General features: G+C 70.0%; 15 protein-coding genes. 5 read left to right on the top strand and 10 right to left on the bottom strand.

Going from position 1 to position 14,477, the window contains the following annotated elements; translation table 11 throughout:
• Positions 1-64: 64 nt before the first annotated feature.
• From ACZ6N8_RS25960 to ACZ6N8_RS25985, 6 genes are all read right to left on the bottom strand, one after another.
• Positions 65-823: an SDR family oxidoreductase gene (locus ACZ6N8_RS25960; RefSeq protein ID WP_466013117.1), complete on the bottom strand. Its 759-nt coding sequence runs from the start codon at positions 821-823 to the stop codon at positions 65-67.
• Complete coding sequence (locus ACZ6N8_RS25965) at positions 820-1,845, bottom strand: zinc-dependent alcohol dehydrogenase (RefSeq protein ID WP_466013118.1); 1,026 nt, start codon at positions 1,843-1,845, stop codon at positions 820-822. The genes ACZ6N8_RS25960 and ACZ6N8_RS25965 overlap by 4 nt, the downstream gene beginning before the upstream one ends.
• A gap of 67 nt (positions 1,846-1,912) precedes the next feature.
• Entirely contained in the window at positions 1,913-3,133 is a 1,221-nt protein-coding gene (locus ACZ6N8_RS25970; RefSeq protein WP_466013119.1) for a mandelate racemase/muconate lactonizing enzyme family protein, read from the bottom strand.
• A 1-nt stretch (position 3,134) separates the two neighbouring features.
• Positions 3,135-3,962: a carbohydrate ABC transporter permease gene (locus tag ACZ6N8_RS25975; protein ID WP_466013120.1), complete on the bottom strand. Its 828-nt coding sequence runs from the start codon at positions 3,960-3,962 to the stop codon at positions 3,135-3,137.
• On the bottom strand, positions 3,962-4,942 hold the full coding sequence (locus ACZ6N8_RS25980; RefSeq protein WP_466013121.1) for a carbohydrate ABC transporter permease: 981 nt from the start codon (positions 4,940-4,942) through the stop codon (positions 3,962-3,964). The genes ACZ6N8_RS25975 and ACZ6N8_RS25980 overlap by 1 nt, the downstream gene beginning before the upstream one ends.
• A gap of 4 nt (positions 4,943-4,946) precedes the next feature.
• Positions 4,947-6,209, bottom strand: coding sequence for an ABC transporter substrate-binding protein (locus ACZ6N8_RS25985; protein ID WP_466013122.1), 1,263 nt, complete (start codon positions 6,207-6,209; stop codon positions 4,947-4,949).
• Positions 6,210-6,355: 146 nt separating this feature from the next.
• On the opposite strand from ACZ6N8_RS25985, the gene ACZ6N8_RS25990 reads away from it, so the two are divergent.
• Complete coding sequence (locus ACZ6N8_RS25990) at positions 6,356-7,126, top strand: FadR/GntR family transcriptional regulator (protein WP_364363436.1); 771 nt, start codon at positions 6,356-6,358, stop codon at positions 7,124-7,126.
• A 74-nt stretch (positions 7,127-7,200) separates the two neighbouring features.
• Here the strand turns inward: ACZ6N8_RS25990 and ACZ6N8_RS25995 are convergent, their stop codons facing one another.
• A complete protein-coding gene (locus ACZ6N8_RS25995) occupies positions 7,201-8,586 on the bottom strand; it encodes an RICIN domain-containing protein (RefSeq protein WP_466013123.1) in 1,386 nt (461 codons plus the stop codon).
• Positions 8,587-8,926: 340 nt separating this feature from the next.
• On the opposite strand from ACZ6N8_RS25995, the gene ACZ6N8_RS26000 reads away from it, so the two are divergent.
• A complete protein-coding gene (locus ACZ6N8_RS26000) occupies positions 8,927-9,262 on the top strand; it encodes an L-rhamnose mutarotase (protein ID WP_364363430.1) in 336 nt (111 codons plus the stop codon).
• 13 nt (positions 9,263-9,275) lie between these two features.
• Here ACZ6N8_RS26000 and ACZ6N8_RS26005 read toward each other — a convergent pair whose 3' ends face one another.
• Positions 9,276-9,905, bottom strand: a complete 630-nt coding sequence (locus tag ACZ6N8_RS26005; RefSeq protein WP_466013124.1) for a VOC family protein — start codon at positions 9,903-9,905, stop codon at positions 9,276-9,278.
• Between the two features lie 108 nt (positions 9,906-10,013).
• Positions 10,014-10,505, bottom strand: coding sequence for a MarR family winged helix-turn-helix transcriptional regulator (locus ACZ6N8_RS26010; RefSeq protein WP_466013125.1), 492 nt, complete (start codon positions 10,503-10,505; stop codon positions 10,014-10,016).
• Between the two features lie 109 nt (positions 10,506-10,614).
• Here ACZ6N8_RS26010 and ACZ6N8_RS26015 point away from each other — a divergent pair, with 109 nt between their 5' ends.
• From ACZ6N8_RS26015 to ACZ6N8_RS26025, 3 genes are read left to right on the top strand one after another with little or no spacing between them, the layout of a single operon-like run.
• Entirely contained in the window at positions 10,615-11,664 is a 1,050-nt protein-coding gene (locus ACZ6N8_RS26015; RefSeq protein ID WP_466013126.1) for an LLM class flavin-dependent oxidoreductase, read from the top strand.
• Positions 11,657-12,688: an LLM class flavin-dependent oxidoreductase gene (locus ACZ6N8_RS26020; protein WP_466013127.1), complete on the top strand. Its 1,032-nt coding sequence runs from the start codon at positions 11,657-11,659 to the stop codon at positions 12,686-12,688. The genes ACZ6N8_RS26015 and ACZ6N8_RS26020 overlap by 8 nt, the downstream gene beginning before the upstream one ends.
• Positions 12,689-12,720: 32 nt before the next feature.
• Positions 12,721-13,425 (top strand): NADPH-dependent F420 reductase, encoded by a 705-nt coding sequence (locus ACZ6N8_RS26025; RefSeq protein ID WP_466013128.1) that lies wholly within the window; start codon positions 12,721-12,723, stop codon positions 13,423-13,425.
• Positions 13,426-13,645: 220 nt separating this feature from the next.
• Here the strand turns inward: ACZ6N8_RS26025 and ACZ6N8_RS26030 are convergent, their stop codons facing one another.
• Positions 13,646-14,464 (bottom strand): SAM-dependent methyltransferase, encoded by an 819-nt coding sequence (locus tag ACZ6N8_RS26030; protein ID WP_466013129.1) that lies wholly within the window; start codon positions 14,462-14,464, stop codon positions 13,646-13,648.
• Positions 14,465-14,477 lie beyond the last annotated feature (13 nt).

Here is a 14,477-nt window from a genome sequence, read left to right on the forward strand (position 1 = left end):
GACGGCACGCCCCGGTCGGGGCCGGCACCGAGCAACGGAGCCGGTCCCGGCCGGGGCGCTCCCGTCACCTGCCGAGCCAGCCGCCGTCGACGGGCAGCACGATCCCGTTGACGTAGTCCGACGCGGCAGACGCCAGGAACACCGTGGCACCACCGAGGTCGTCGGCGCGACCCCACCGGCCCGCCGGGATCCGGGCAAGGATCGCCGGTTCGCGCTCCGGGTCCTCGCGCAGGGCCCGGGTGTTGTCGGTGGCGATGTAGCCGGGGGCGATGGCGTTGACGTTCACCCCGTGGCCCGCCCATTCGTTCGCCAGCGCGCGGGTGAGCCCGGCGATGCCCGACTTGGACGCCGCGTAGCCCGGGACGGTGATGCCGCCCTGGAAACTCAGCAGCGACGCGGTGAAGATGATCTTGCCGTGGCCACGCTCCACCATCGTCCGGCCGATCTCCCGGCTCAGCACGAACTGACTGCTCAGGTTGACCTCGATCACGTGGTCCCACATCTCGTCCGGATGGTCGACGGCCGGCGTACGGGCGATCGTGCCCCCGTTGTTGACCAGGATGTCGATGGGGCCGAGGGCGGTGAGGTCCCGGCTCAGCCGGTGCACGGCTGCCCGGTCGGCGAGGTCGGCCCGCAGGGCGGTGAACCGGCGGCCGGCCGCGCGCACCAGGCGTTGCACCTCGCTGCCGTCGGCTTCGAGCTGGGCGGAGACCCCGATGACGTCGGCGCCGGCCAGGGCCAGCGCCTCGGCCATCGCGAGCCCGATCCCGCGCCGGGCGCCGGTCACCACGGCGGTCCGTCCGGTCAGGTCGAACAGGGTCATCGGTTTCCCTCCGACAGGTCGAGCAGGACCTTCATGACGCCGCCACTCTCCAACGCCGTGAACGCGGCGTCGGCCGCCTCGACGGGCTCGACCCGGGAGATGAGCTGCCGGGCCGGGATCGCGCCGGACGCGACCAACCGGATCGCCTCCACCACGTCGTCGCGCTGGTAGAGGCGTGCGCCCAGCAACTCCAGTTCGCGCCAGAAGAACCGGTGCAGGTTGACCTCGCGCGGCCTGGGGTGGATCGCCACCATCACCAGCCGGCCCCGGGTGGTGAGGACGTCGACCGCGGTGGCGACACCGCCTGCGGAGCCGGAGACCTCGAACGCCACGTCGGCGCCCGCGCCGTCGGTCCGATCGTTGACAAGTGCCACGACGTCGGTCGTCGTCGGGTCGACCGCCTCGACCCCGATCCTGCCCGCCACGTCGCGGCGGAACGGGTCCGGCTCGACGAGGAGCACGCGCGCCCCCCGACCCCGCGCGACGGTGGCGATGAGCACCCCGACCGGACCGCCGCCCACCACGACCACCTGGTCGTCGGCGCTCACGTTCCCCCGGCGGACGTCGTGCACCGCGACGGCGACCGGTTCGACGAGCGCCGCGTGGTCCAGGGGCAGATCCTCGGGCAGCGGCAGGACCAGGTCCGTCGGCACCGTCCAGGAGGACTGCATGGCGCCGGGTGAGTCGATGCCGAGGAAGTTCATGGAGTGGCAGATGTGGGAGAGCCCGCGTCGGCAGGCGGCGCACTCCCCGCACGGCCGGGCCGGCATGACGGTGACGGCCTGGCCGACGGTCAAGCCTGTGGCGCCCTCGCCGACTGCCGCGATCCGTCCGGACATCTCATGCCCGATGATCGCCGACGCGCCGACCCGCGCGTCCATGTCTCCGTGGTAGATGTGCAGGTCGGTGCCGCAGATCCCGGTGTAGGCCACCTCGATACGCACCTGGCCTCGGCCCGGTGCCTCCGGTTCCCGTTCCTCGACCCTGAGGTCTCGCGCACCCCGGTAGACGACTGCCTTCATCGATCCTCCAACTCGGCGGTCGGAACGCCGTTCGTCCCGACCGGGTGGGTGGTCAGCTCACGTGTTGTCAGTGACGTGCGGTGGACGACACCTCGTTGTGCGAGTTCAGCGGCACCACGGGGACCTTGCGGGCGGAGACGCCGTCGACTCCTGCCAGCAACCGGCGCCCGGCCCGTTCCGGCCGGACGTTGGGGCTCTCGGCCGTCTGCGCGTGCGGGCGGCGGCTGGCCGCCCGGATCCGCTCCTCGTCGACGCGGACTCCCAGTCCGGGTGTGTCGGCGAGAACGAACGCACCGTCCTCGACGTGGTGGTCGACTGTGACGCCGACCGGTGGGCGCAGGTCCTGAAGTTCGCTGGTCAGGTGGTTCGGGACCGATGTCGCCGCGTGCAGCAGCCCGATCGGGCTGTTGCCGATCGGGCTGACCGGCAGGTCGTGGGCGTGTGCCAGCGCCGATGCCCGCAGGAAGTGGGTGACGCCCCAGACGGCAGCCATCTGGACGATGTCGACCGCGCCGGCGGCGATCAGCGGCCGGTACTGTTCGAGCCCGGTGAGGTTCTCCCCGGTGGCGACCGACGCGTTGATCCCCCGGCCGACCGCCGCGTGGCCCTCGGCGTCCCAGCGCCGGACCGGCTCCTCGATCCAGATGAGGTCCAGGGCGCGCTCGATCTCCACCACGTGCCGGACCGCCTGCTTGCGGGTCCACGCCTCGTTCACATCGAGCATCAGACCCGGCCGCAGCCCGTTCCCGGCCTCGGTCAGCACGTCCCGGACCAGGGCGAGGCGGTGCCTGTCGCGCTCGATGTCCAGGCCACCCTTGAGCTTGGCGGCCCGCAGGCCGTGGCTGGCGTAGACCTCGTACTCCGCGACGAGTTCGTCGTCGGTGAGCCCGATGTCCAGGCCGGACGCGTAGGCGGGTACCCGCCTGTCGCGTCCGCCCAGCAGTCGCCACAGCGGCTCCCCGACGGCCTGCGCCTTGATGTCCCACAGGGCCGTGTCGATGGCGCCGATGGTGCCGAACACCGGGCCCGCGTGGCCCGCCTTGAAGGTGTGCCGCAGCATGCGGTCGTACAGCGTGGTCACCGCCCGCGGATCCTCACCCTCGACGGCGGCGAAGATCCGCTCGATCTCGACGTGCGGCCCGAGGCCGACCCCCGAGATGCCCTCGTCGGTCTCGACGATGACGATCGACACCGGGACCACCCCGTCGGCGAAGACGCCGTTGGCATCGCCGACCGGCCGCCCCCATTCCTGGACCGTGGCGAGTGTCCGATATCCAGTGATCCGCATGTCAACCCTTCGTGGAACCGGCGGCGACGCCGTCGGCGATCTGGCGCTGGAGGAACAGGTAGACCAACAGGACGGGTATCGCGGCGATCAGAACGCCCGAGGCGAAGGTGGGGATGTTGTCGGAGTACTGCCCGCGCAGGGACGTCACCCCGACCATCAGCGTCCGGTGCTCGGCCGAGGGCATCATCACCAGCGCCATGAGGACGTCGTTCCAGCAGAACAGGGCGTTGAGGATGCCGACCGACAGCAGCGCGGGGGTGCCCAGGGGCAGCATGATCCTGCGGTACACGCCGTACACGGTGTTGCCGTCGATCCGGGCGGCGTCGACGATCTCCGGCGGGATGCCCCGGTAGTAGCTGGTCATCAAAAAGACGGTGAAGGGCAGGAACTGCGCCACGTAGACGAGGATCAGACCGGGGTACGTGTCGATAAGCGCGGTGTCGGACATGATCCTGGCGAGCGGCACCATGATCACCTGGAACGGGATGAAGAGTCCGGCCAGGCATCCCAGGAACAGCGTCGACGAGCCACGGAACCGCAGCTGGCTCAGGGCGAAGCCGGCCATCGACCCGAGCAGCAGCAGCAGGACCACCGACGAGGTCACCACGAACAGCGAGTTGGCGAAGTAGCGGCCCATGCCGACGCTGTTCCAGGCGGTGTCGATGTTCTCCCACCGCAGGGTGTCGGTCAGAGAGAACCGGTCCAGGATGTAGTCCCGGCGGGTCTTCATCGCGACGTTGGCGGTGAACAGCAGGGGGTAGATCGTCGCCACGGCGAGCAGCGACATGGGGATGGCGATCAGCCATCGTCCCAGGCGGAGGCGAGGCATCAGTCCTCCTTTCCGGAGCGCTCGAGCAGCTTGATCTGCAACAGCCCCACGACGAGCATGATCATGAAGAGGACCGTCGACGCGGCCGACGCGAGAGCCGGCCTGTTCATCTGGCCCTGCTGCTTCCAGATGTAGAACTCCGGCAGGTACGTCGCACCCTCCGGCCCGCCGCTCGTCATCACGTAGAGCAGCCCGAACATCGAGGTCAGCATCCCGATCATCGTGGTCACGAAGACGAACTGGATGGTGCGCGAGAGGCTCGGAACGATCACGTGCCAGACGACCTGGGGCATCGACGCGCCGTCCACACGTGCGGCGTCCAGCAGCGCGGCGTCCAGGGTGGCGAACCCTGCGAGGAACACCACAAGAGCCATGCCGAAGGTGGCCCAGATGTGCACGCCGACCACCATGAACATCGCGACGCTCGGGTCGCCGAGCCAGTCGATCGGGCCGACCCCGGCCGCCCCGAGGACGGCGTTGAGGGGGCCGTCGAAGGCGAGCAGCAGGTTGAAGATCGCGCCGACGATGACCGGGGACAGTACGGCCGGGAAGAAGTAGACGCTGCGGTAGAAGCGGTGCCCGGGCACCCGCAGGTAGATGAACGTGGCGAGCAGGCCGGGGATGGCCACCGCCACCGGCAGCAGCAGCACCAGCAGCCCGACGTTGCTCAGCGCGGTCCGGAACAGCGGGTCGGCGAACAGCTCCCGGTAGTTGCCGAACCCGACGGCCGTCCCGTTCTGCGCGCCGTCGCCGGTGAAGGAGAAGTTGACCCCCAGGACCAGCGGGTAGAGCCGCAGCAGGACGATGATCAGCACGGCCGGGGCGACCAGGATGTAGGGGGCGAGGCGCTCGGCCCCGGCACCGCCGCCGGCGCGACGGCGGAGGGTGCCGCCGCGCCGGGTGGACGAGGTGACTGCGGGCCCGCCGGCCCGCCCGGCCGGAGCCGGACGGACCGACGGGTGCGTGTTTCCGATCGGCACGTGCTCAGCCCGCCTGGTCGGAAGCGGCCAGTTGCTTCACCACCTCGTCGACGGTGATCGAGCCGCTGAGCAGCTGCTGGGAGAGGCGTCCCATCAGGTCGATCGTCTTCGAGGAGAGCGCCACGTGCAGGGCGGGCTTACCGCTCTTGAGCTCGCCGACGATCGTGGCGGCGGCCGGGCCGGCCTGCGACACGTCGATTGTGGTGTCGGCGACGATCGCGCCCGCGCCGGAGTAGAAGGCGTTGAGCGCCTCGGTCGACGTCAGGGAACGCACCAGGTCGGCGGCCACCTTCGGGTCCTTCGTCCACTTGGCGACCGCGTAGCCGATGCCCCCGTCGTACGGGAGGCTCGGCGTGGTGCCGGCGGTGACGATCGGCGGCTTCATGACGCCCAGCTTCTCCGGGGTCAGGAACTCGTTGAAGTCCTGCCAGTGCCCGACATCCGACATCAGGCCCATGACGTGGGCGGCCTTGCCGGACTGGAAGAACGCGAAGGAGTCGTTGAACATGGCCGTCGAGTTGGCCCCGTCGCTGTTCATCTTCCGGTCGGCGGCCTCCTTCCAGAGCTGGAAGATCCGCTTCACGTTCGCCGAGTTCCAGTCGCGCTTACCGGCGATCCAGGCGTCGTACTCCTGGGAGGTGAGGGTGGTCGAGCCCAGGCTGGAGAGCCAGAACTGGATGCCGACGCCCTCCTTGTTGCCGAGGGCGAAGCACTTGGCGCCGGCCTTGGCGATGGCGGCGCAGTCGGCGACGAACCTGTCCCACGTGGTCGCCGGGCTCGCCGGGTCGAGACCGGCCTTCTCGTAGATCCCCTTGTTGTAGTAGATGGGATAGCCCTGCAGCGTCACCGGGCCGCCGTAGATCTTGCCGTCCTTGGTGAACGCGTCCCAGCCGGCCAGGCGCTGCTTGTCCTCGGCCACGTAGTCGGTGAGCGGCACGAGCGCGTCCACCCGGTCGCGGATCTGGCCGCCGCCGTTGAACATCATGACGTCCGGGCCCTTGCCGGACTGGATGGCCGCTCCGAGCAACGTGTAGTACTGGTCGAACGGCTGCGCGACGAACTCGACAGTGACGTCCGGGTGCTTTTTCTTGAAGTCCGCCTTCGCCTTGTCCAGATAGGATTTGGCGAACGCCTCACCGGACTTGAAGTCCCACACCACCAGCTTGCCGTCCGAAGTGGTGGACTTTCCCGAATCGCTGGCACTTCCACAGCCGGCCAAGGCCAGGCTCACAACGAGGACGGCCGACCACATTGCTCGCTGTCTCATCAGTTGTCACCTCTGAAAGTGGGGTGGCCGGCGGGCGTCCCGCGAGCCAATATTGACGGGAAGGTAACTCGTATGACGTGTGACGTCAATAGTCGGCCGTACACTGAGCCGGACGTCGTGCCACGGCGAGCAGTTCGGAGGGGGACATGACGCCACCGCAGGAGACAGCCCTGAACAACTCGGCGACCCCGGCGTGGGTTCATCGACCGGCCAACCTCGCCAGGGCGGTCACCGCCGAACTGGTGGAGCGCATCGTCCGCGGCGTACACCCGTCCGGGACGTCGCTACCTCCCGAGCCGATCCTCTGCGAGACCTTCTCGGTGAGCCGGACCGTCGTCCGGGAGGCGGTGAAGATCCTTCAGGAGAAGGGGCTGGTCCAGGTCCGCCAGGGCGCCGGCACCATGGTCACCCCCGAGTCGGACTGGCACATGCTCGACGAGCTGGTCCTGGCGGCCACCATCGCCGTGGACGACAGCCTCGCCATCCTCGACGACCTCGTCGTCACCCGGCGGGTGCTGGAGTCCGACATGGCGAACGTCGCCGCCCGGCTCGCCGACGCGGAGACCGTCGAGCGGCTACGCGCCCAGGTGGACCGGATGGACGAACTCGTCGACGACCAGGTCACCTACCACGAGCACGACAGGGCCTTCCACGACACGATCATGCAGGCGTCGGGCAACCGCATCGCCCGCGGCGTCGTACGGGCGCTGGAGAGCCAGGTCATCAACACCGCCCGCTACATGGGGCGGACCGAACGGTCCCTGTGCGTGGCCTCCAACAAGGGTCATCGGCGCATCTACGAGCGCATCGCCGCACAGGATCCGGACGGCGCCGCCGAGGCGATGTTCACCCACATCACCGAGGCGTGGCTGGTCCGCCGCAGCGGTTCGGGCAAGCCGGTCCGCCTCCAGCGCTGACCGTCGCGGACGGTACGGCGGCGCCCGCCCCCCGGCACACGGGAGCGGACGCCGCCGCCTGACGCCGACCGACGTCACGAGAACTGCGAGAAGAACCTCCAGATCTCACCCTTGGTCCAGGTCGTGATGCCGCTCTCGGCGTACGTCCCGTCCACAGGTCCGGGCATGTGGCCGTTGTCGTACGCGGCCCACTGCACCGGATAACCCGACCGGCAGCCGGAGTAGGTGGTCGTGATGTGCGTCCGGCTGCCCGCCGCCGGCTCTGGCGGGTTCTGGGCGGTGCAACCGTTGTTCCGGACGAACGTGTCGCGCAGCGCCCGCCCCTGGGAGATGTTCAGGACGTTGTCCGAGATGCCGTGCAGCCCGAAGTAGGCGATGGGCTGCGTACCGCCGCTGCACCCGCTGATCTGCGCGCCGGAGATGACCGCGACGGCCCGGAACACGGTGGCCCGCGCGCAGGCCACGGCGTAGCTCATGCCGCCACCCCAGCTGAAGCCGAGGGCGAACCGCTGCCGCGGGTTGACACACAGGCCGCTCTCGATCCGGCTGATCATGTCGTCGACGAAGGTGATGTCCTCGCCGCCGGCGTTGCCCCAGCCGTTGCCGAATCCCTGGGGCGCGACCAGGATCGCGCTGTTGTTCGACTGCTCCTGCTGCCCGTAGTAGGACCACGCGGCCCCGCTGGTGCCGCCGGAGGAGATGTCCTGCATGGTGCCGCCCCGCCAGTGGAACGCGAAGATCAGCCGGTACGGGTTGCTGTTGTTGTAGTTCGCGGGCACCCGCAGGATGAACGTCCGGCTCTTGCCGTTGCTCTGGATCGTGTGCGTGCCGCTGGCCAGCGTCGGCGCCTTGCCGCACCCGCTGCCGCCCGACGGCGGCGGCTCGGTGCTGCCGGTCGGGACGAGCTGCCACTGCTGGTTGGCGCCGTTCCAGTCGGAGTACTGCACGACGTTCGCTCCGTCGGCGGTGGAGGCGCCCTGCACCTCCACGGCCTTGCCGCTGTGCCTGCTGATGAGCCGAACGTAGCCGCCGTCCGAGTCGGCCAGGCGGAACTGCTGGTTCGTGCCGTTGAGGTCGGACCACTGCACGACGGTGCCGCCGTCGGCTGTGGAGAAGTTGGACACGTCGAGGACCTTGCCCGAGTGCCGGGACTTCAGCCGGTAGTAGCCGCCTCCCGAGTCCACGAACTGCCACTGCTGGTTCGCGCCGTTGTTGCGCGTCCACTGCGTGATCCGCGCGCCGTCGTTGGTGGCCGAGCCGTACAGGTCCAACGCCTTGCCGCTGTTGCGGTTCACCAGGACGTACGAGGCGTTGGTGTCCACTGTCGCCGCCGCCGCGGGCGCCGCGTCGACCGCGACGAGCGTGCCGGCGGTCAGGACCGCGGCGGCCGCCGCGGCCGACGCCGACCGCCAGCGACGTCTCGGTCGAGAGGCGGGACGAGCCTCACCGATGGCCTTCATGGTCACTCCTTCGGTAGGGGTCACCCACGGGCGAGACGCACGCGCGTGCCCTGGCGTGTGTGCCGGCGTCCGATGGTGGCGTCAGCACGGTGGGGGGTGTGGTGCGGGCGGGATGCGGCCGGCCCGGTGGAGCGCTGCCGCGCATCCGGGCCCCCGGCGGCCCACGCGACCCGCGAGTCAGAAGTTAGCGCTCACAACGTCATACGTCAAACGACTGCCATCGATACGACGCGCGCGTCTCGACGGCCATCGGACGGGTCGGTATGGTCGCGGCGTCCGGCAGGGGCAGGCGCGCCCAGGCGCGTGCCGACGCCCCTGTCCACTATCGCGGAGGCGTGAGATGCGACGACACGCAATGGTCATCCGGCTCCGGCCGGAGCACCGGGAGACCTACCTTCGGCTGCACGCCGCCGTCTGGCCCGCCGTCGAGGAGACCCTGCGGCAGGCGAACATGCGCAACTTCAGCATCTTCCTGCACGACGACCTGCTGTTCGGCTACTACGAGTACGTGGGCGACGACCACGCCGCCGACCAGGCGCGGATCGCCGCCGACCCGCAGACGCAGGAGTGGTGGAAGCTGACCGAGCCGTGCCAGGAGTCGCTGGCCCCGGAGGGAAGCGACGACTGGTGGGTTCCCGTGCCGGAGGTGTGGCACCTCGCCGACAAGGACGGCTGACCGCCGGCCCGGATCACTCGGGCGGCTTCGCCCCCGACCGCTCGCTCACCATGTACGCCGCGTACCAGTCGGGCCAGTTTTCGTCAGTCGTACCGGTGCGCTTCTCGTGCTCACCGTGGGCGGCGGCCGCGCGCCGCAGCGCGCCCGCCAGGTCGCTGTCCGAGGTGTACGACGTCACTCCCCCCTCGATCCGTCCGGGGAGCCGGGTGGTGATCTCCTGCACGAGCCAGGTGTTGCCGTCCGGGTCACGGAACGTGGCGCGGGAGAAGTAGCTGCGACGCTCGGGATCCGGCCCGTCGACCGGCCCGTCCGGGCCGACGTGGAAGACGCCGCTGACCTCGACGCCGACGGCGAGCAGGGCGTCGCGGGCCGCCTCGACGTCGGACACGACCAGGTACGCCGTTGCCGAGCCGGGCGTCGCCGACGTGAGCTGCGACCCGAACTGCACCGAACACGCGGAGCCGCGCGGCGTGAACTGGACGATGCCGGGGGGCGTCTTGTCGAGGCGCCACCCGAGGCTCTCGTAGAACCGCTTCGCGCTGTCGACGTCCGACACGGGGATGACGACCACCTCGACCTTCACGTCGAGGGTCTCGATACGCGACATCGCGCTCGCGTCACCCGGCGTGGCCTTCGGGCTCATCGCGGCCTCCTGGTGTGGGTGCGGGAGTCACGGTCGACGATCACCACGCTACTGGCCGCACCCGGGCCGCGGTGCGCGTTCACCGCATCACCGCCGACGCCGTAGCCGTCAGTCCTCGCCCCGCGCGCCGAGGTGGGCGCGCAGCGCCGCGGCGATCTCGCCGGCCGCGCGGAGCTGATCCGGCGTCAGTGCGTCGACGAACAACTCCCGGATGGCGCGCAGGTGCGGAAAGGTGGAATTCCGGAAGGCGTCCGCTCCCGCCGGGGTGAGGAGCACCTCCGACCCACGGGGGACGGTGGGGCACTCCTGGCGGCGGATGAGCCCCCGGCGCTCCATCCGGGCCAGATGGTGGGAGAGCCGGCTGCGCTCCCAGCCGATGTGGGCCGCCAGCGCGGAGGAACGCATCTGCCGGTCCTGCGCCTCACTGAGGGCGAGCAGCACCACGTAGTCCCCCGGCGAGAGCGCGGAGTCGGCCTGGAGGCGGGTGCTGACCCGGGAGCTCAGGGCCTCGGTCGTCTCGATGAAGTCCCGCCAGATCCGTAGCTCGTCCGCGGTCGGCAGCTGGCGTCCCCTCCGCCGCTCGGGTGTGGCGCTGGTCATGTCAGTCTCCATGGAATTGACGCGTCAATCGGCAGGTTAACATCATTGACACGTCAACAGGGAGGGCCGCTTCCCGCGGGTCACCGGCAGGAGCGCCGAGGAGGAGACAATGACGGCTCAACGCTTCGAACTGGGGCTGAACTCGTTCGGGGAGGTGGCCACCGACGGCGACCGGACCCTGACCGACGCCGAGACGGTACGACTGCTCGTCGACGAGGCCCGACTCGCGGAGTCGGTGGGCCTCGACATCTTCAGCCTCGGTGAGCACTACCGGGAGGGCCACAACGACTCGGCCACACCTGTGCTGCTCGCGGCCATGGCGACGGCGACCGACCGGATCCGTCTGGGCACCTCGGTCACGGTGCTCAGCACCAACGATCCGGTACGCCTCTACCACGAGTTCGCCACCCTCGACGCGGTGTCCGACGGTCGGGCCCAACTGGTCCTCGGGCGGGCGTCGGCCACCGAGTCGTTCCCCCTGTTCGGCTACGACCTGGCGGACTACGAGCGGTTGTTCGAGGAGAAGCTCGACCTCTTCGTCCGACTCCAACGGGACGAAACGGTCACCTGGTCCGGCACCGTGCGGACTCCCCTGGTCGACACGCGACTTCACCCGCGCATGCGCCCGGGCGGTATCCCGACCTGGATCGGTGTCGGCGGGAGCCCCAACTCGGTGGTCCGCGCAGCCCGCCACGGACTGCCGCTCATGCTCGCGATCATCGGCGGACGGCCACAGCGGTTCGCCGGCCATGTCGACCTCTACCTCCAGGCACTCAAGCAGTTCGGGAACCCCGTACAGCCGATCGGGCAGCACTCACTCGGCCTTGTCGCGGACACCGACGAGGAGGCGGTGGAAACATGGTGGCGGTACTGGCAGCCGACGGTGGCGCGGCTCGCCGAGGAGCGCGGCTTCTACAAACCGGACCGCGCACGCTACGAGGCCGAAATCGACAACGGAGCGTTGTTCGTCGGGTCCCCGGAGACGGTCGCCCAGAAGATCGCCACCATGGCCCGTGATCTGCGACTGAGTCGATTCGACCTCAAATACGACATCATGCACCTGCCTCGCGAGGCACGCGCGCGCACCATCGAGCTGCTGGGCAGCGAGGTCGCGCCGCGGGTCCGGGAGCTGTTGACGAAGGAGCCCACCCATGTCTGACCTCGTGTTCGGCCTCGACACCTTCGGCGACGTACCGCAGGACGACAACGGGATGCCGGTCTCCCACGCCGCGGCGATCCGTCAGGTCGTCGACGAGGCGGTGCTGGCCGACGACCTCGGCGTCGACGTGATCGCCCTCGGCGAGCACCACCGGCCGGAGTACTCGGTGTCGACGCCGGAGACAGTGCTGGCGGGCATCGCCTCGCGTACCTCGCGGATCCGGCTCTCGTCCGGCGTGACGGTGCTCAGCTCCGACGACCCGGTCCGGGTGTTCCAACGCTTCGCCACAGTCGACGCGCTGTCAAACGGCCGGGCCGAGGTGATCCTCGGTCGCGGCTCGTTCACCGAGTCGTTCCCCCTGTTCGGCTACGACCTGGCGGACTACGACACGCTGTTCGAGGAGAAGATCGAGCTGTTCGCGAAGCTCCTCGACGAGAAGCCGGTCACCTGGAGCGGCACTCTCCGTGCGCCCCTCAAGGACGCCGACGTCTTCCCGAAGACCGAATCGGGGCACCTCACCACCTGGGTGGGTGTCGGCGGCTCGCCGCAGTCCGTCGTCCGCACCGCGCAGTACGGCTTCCCGCTCATGCTGGCCATCATCGGCGGCGCTCCGGAGCGGTTCGCGCCCTACATCGACCTGTACCGGCGGGCGGCCGACCAGCTCGGCACCACCGCGCACCCGGTCGGGATGCACTCACCCGGCTTCATCGCCGACACCGACGAGGAGGCCAGAGAGGTGTTCTGGCCGCACTACCGGGTCATGCGGAACCGGATCGGCGCGTTGCGGGGCTGGCCACCGATCCGTCGCGAGGAGTTCGACTCCGAGGTGGAGCACGGCTCGCTGTACATCGGTTCACCGGAGACGGTGGCCCGCCGGATGGCCCGCGCCATCGGCAGCCTCGGCGTCGGCCGGTTCGACCTCATCTACACGGCGGGAGCCCAGCCGGTCAGCGCCCGGATGCGTGCCGTGGAGCTCTACGGCTCCCGGGTGATCCCCATGGTCCGCGACATCCTGGCCGGCTGAACCACCGCACCGGCACCCTGGAGGGGAAAGACATGAACGTCAACGACCGGCCGCAGAGCCTCGCCGTCCTCGGGGCCGGCAAGGTGGGTACCGTCCTGGCCCGGCTCGCGCTCGTCGCCGGCTACCGGGTGCTGGTCGCCGGCTCCGGCGACCCGGCGAAGATCGCCCTCACCATCGAGGTGCTCACCCCCGGGGCGACCGCGACCACATCGGCCGACGCCGTGGCCGACGCCGACGTCGTCATCCTCGCCCTGCCGCTGGGCAAGTACCGGGCGATCCCCGCCGAGGCGCTGCGCGGCAAGCTCGTCGTCGACGCGATGAACTACTGGTGGGAGGTCGACGGCATCCGCGACGACCTGACCGATCCGCGCACGTCGTCAAGCGAGATCGTCCAGGCGTTCCTGGCCGGCGCGCGGGTCGTCAAGGCGTTCAACCACATGGGCTACCACGATCTCGAGGACGAGGCGCGGCCGGCCGGAGCCGCCGGCCGCAAGGCCATCGCGATCGCCGGCGACGACCCCGCTGATCTCGCCGCCGTGGCGTCCCTCGTCGACGCTCTCGGCTTCGACCCGGTCGTCGCCGGCGCTCTCGCCGACGGGGTACGGCTCGAACCGGGCAGCGAGTTGTTCGGAGCGAACGTGAGTGCCGCCGAGGTGCGCGCCATGCTCGACCGGTTTCCCGAGTCGGAGCGCGGGCGGGTCATCGCCTCCGCACGCGGCTCCGACCTGCCCGGGTGACGGACACCGCCGGAACAGGGGCGGTGCGAGCGCGACGGGTCAGCCGCCGGAGCCGTCCTGCGCGCCGCGTGACTGTCGCCCTCCAGGTAGACATGCTGGTGCCCCTGGCCCGAGTTGACGTTCACCTGGTCGAGCTGGGTCGCGGCGACCGACCACGTCGCAGCCCAGCTCGACGCGGTGACGACGGTCGATGACTGGAGCGCGTACCGGTTGCGGCCCGTCACCTGACCCGGGCGACGGCGCCGTTGAACGACACGTCCCGCACGGATGGCCGCGGCTGGGGCGCGTCGTCGGCACGCCACCGCGACACCGAGACGATGCCGGGCTCGACGAGCTCCAACCCGTCGAGAAGGCCCGCGAACTGCTCGGTGGTGCGGGCCTGGAACCGGCCGTCCTGGTTGTTCGCCTCCAGTTTCGCGGTCACCTCGGGCGGCAGATATTCCCAGGTCACGTGCGAGGCGACGACATAGCTGCCGGACGGAAGCGCGGCGACGAGGCGGTCGAGGATGCTCCTGGGGCCCTCGTCGTCGCGGATGAAGTGCAGGATGGCCACCAGCATCAACGCGACAGGCTGGGTGAGGTCCAACGTGGCGCGCAGATCCGGATGGGCGAGGATCCGTTCGGGCTCACGCAGGTCGGCGTCGAGGTAGGTCGTGCGGCCCTCGGGCGTGCTGTTGAGCAGCGCACGGGCGTGGGCGAGGACGATCGGGTCGTTGTCGACGTAGACGACCCGCGCCGTCGGGTCGATCGCCTGGGCGACCTCGTGCGTGTTGTCGGCGGTCGGGATGCCCGTCCCGATGTCGAGGAACTGGCGCACACCCTGCTGCGCCAGGAACCGCACCGCGCGGTGCAGGAACATCCGGTTCTCCACGGCGGCGAGCCGGATGGTGGGCATGGCGGCCGCGAGGGCGTCGCCGGACTGCCGGTCGGCGGCGAAGTTGTCCTTGCCACCGAGCAGGTAGTTGTACCTGCGGGCGGGGTGCGCGACAGTGGTGTCGATCCGGTCTGCCGCCGAAAGATCTCCGCTGCGGAACGTCACCCCGGGCCTCCCA

Source organism: Micromonospora sp. NPDC047521, from assembly GCF_055587305.1.

Coding starts and splice junctions, on each gene's coding strand:
- ACZ6N8_RS25960 (WP_466013117.1), bottom strand. CDS start 823: ATGACCCTGTTCGACCTGACCGGACGGACCGCCGTGGTGACCGGCGCC.
- ACZ6N8_RS25965 (WP_466013118.1), bottom strand. CDS start 1,845: ATGAAGGCAGTCGTCTACCGGGGTGCGCGAGACCTCAGGGTCGAGGAA.
- ACZ6N8_RS25970 (WP_466013119.1), bottom strand. CDS start 3,133: ATGCGGATCACTGGATATCGGACACTCGCCACGGTCCAGGAATGGGGG.
- ACZ6N8_RS25975 (WP_466013120.1), bottom strand. CDS start 3,962: ATGCCTCGCCTCCGCCTGGGACGATGGCTGATCGCCATCCCCATGTCG.
- ACZ6N8_RS25985 (WP_466013122.1), bottom strand. CDS start 6,209: ATGAGACAGCGAGCAATGTGGTCGGCCGTCCTCGTTGTGAGCCTGGCC.
- ACZ6N8_RS25990 (WP_364363436.1), top strand. CDS start 6,356: ATGACGCCACCGCAGGAGACAGCCCTGAACAACTCGGCGACCCCGGCG.
- ACZ6N8_RS25995 (WP_466013123.1), bottom strand. CDS start 8,586: ATGAAGGCCATCGGTGAGGCTCGTCCCGCCTCTCGACCGAGACGTCGC.
- ACZ6N8_RS26000 (WP_364363430.1), top strand. CDS start 8,927: ATGCGACGACACGCAATGGTCATCCGGCTCCGGCCGGAGCACCGGGAG.
- ACZ6N8_RS26005 (WP_466013124.1), bottom strand. CDS start 9,905: ATGAGCCCGAAGGCCACGCCGGGTGACGCGAGCGCGATGTCGCGTATC.
- ACZ6N8_RS26010 (WP_466013125.1), bottom strand. CDS start 10,505: ATGACCAGCGCCACACCCGAGCGGCGGAGGGGACGCCAGCTGCCGACC.
- ACZ6N8_RS26015 (WP_466013126.1), top strand. CDS start 10,615: ATGACGGCTCAACGCTTCGAACTGGGGCTGAACTCGTTCGGGGAGGTG.
- ACZ6N8_RS26020 (WP_466013127.1), top strand. CDS start 11,657: ATGTCTGACCTCGTGTTCGGCCTCGACACCTTCGGCGACGTACCGCAG.
- ACZ6N8_RS26025 (WP_466013128.1), top strand. CDS start 12,721: ATGAACGTCAACGACCGGCCGCAGAGCCTCGCCGTCCTCGGGGCCGGC.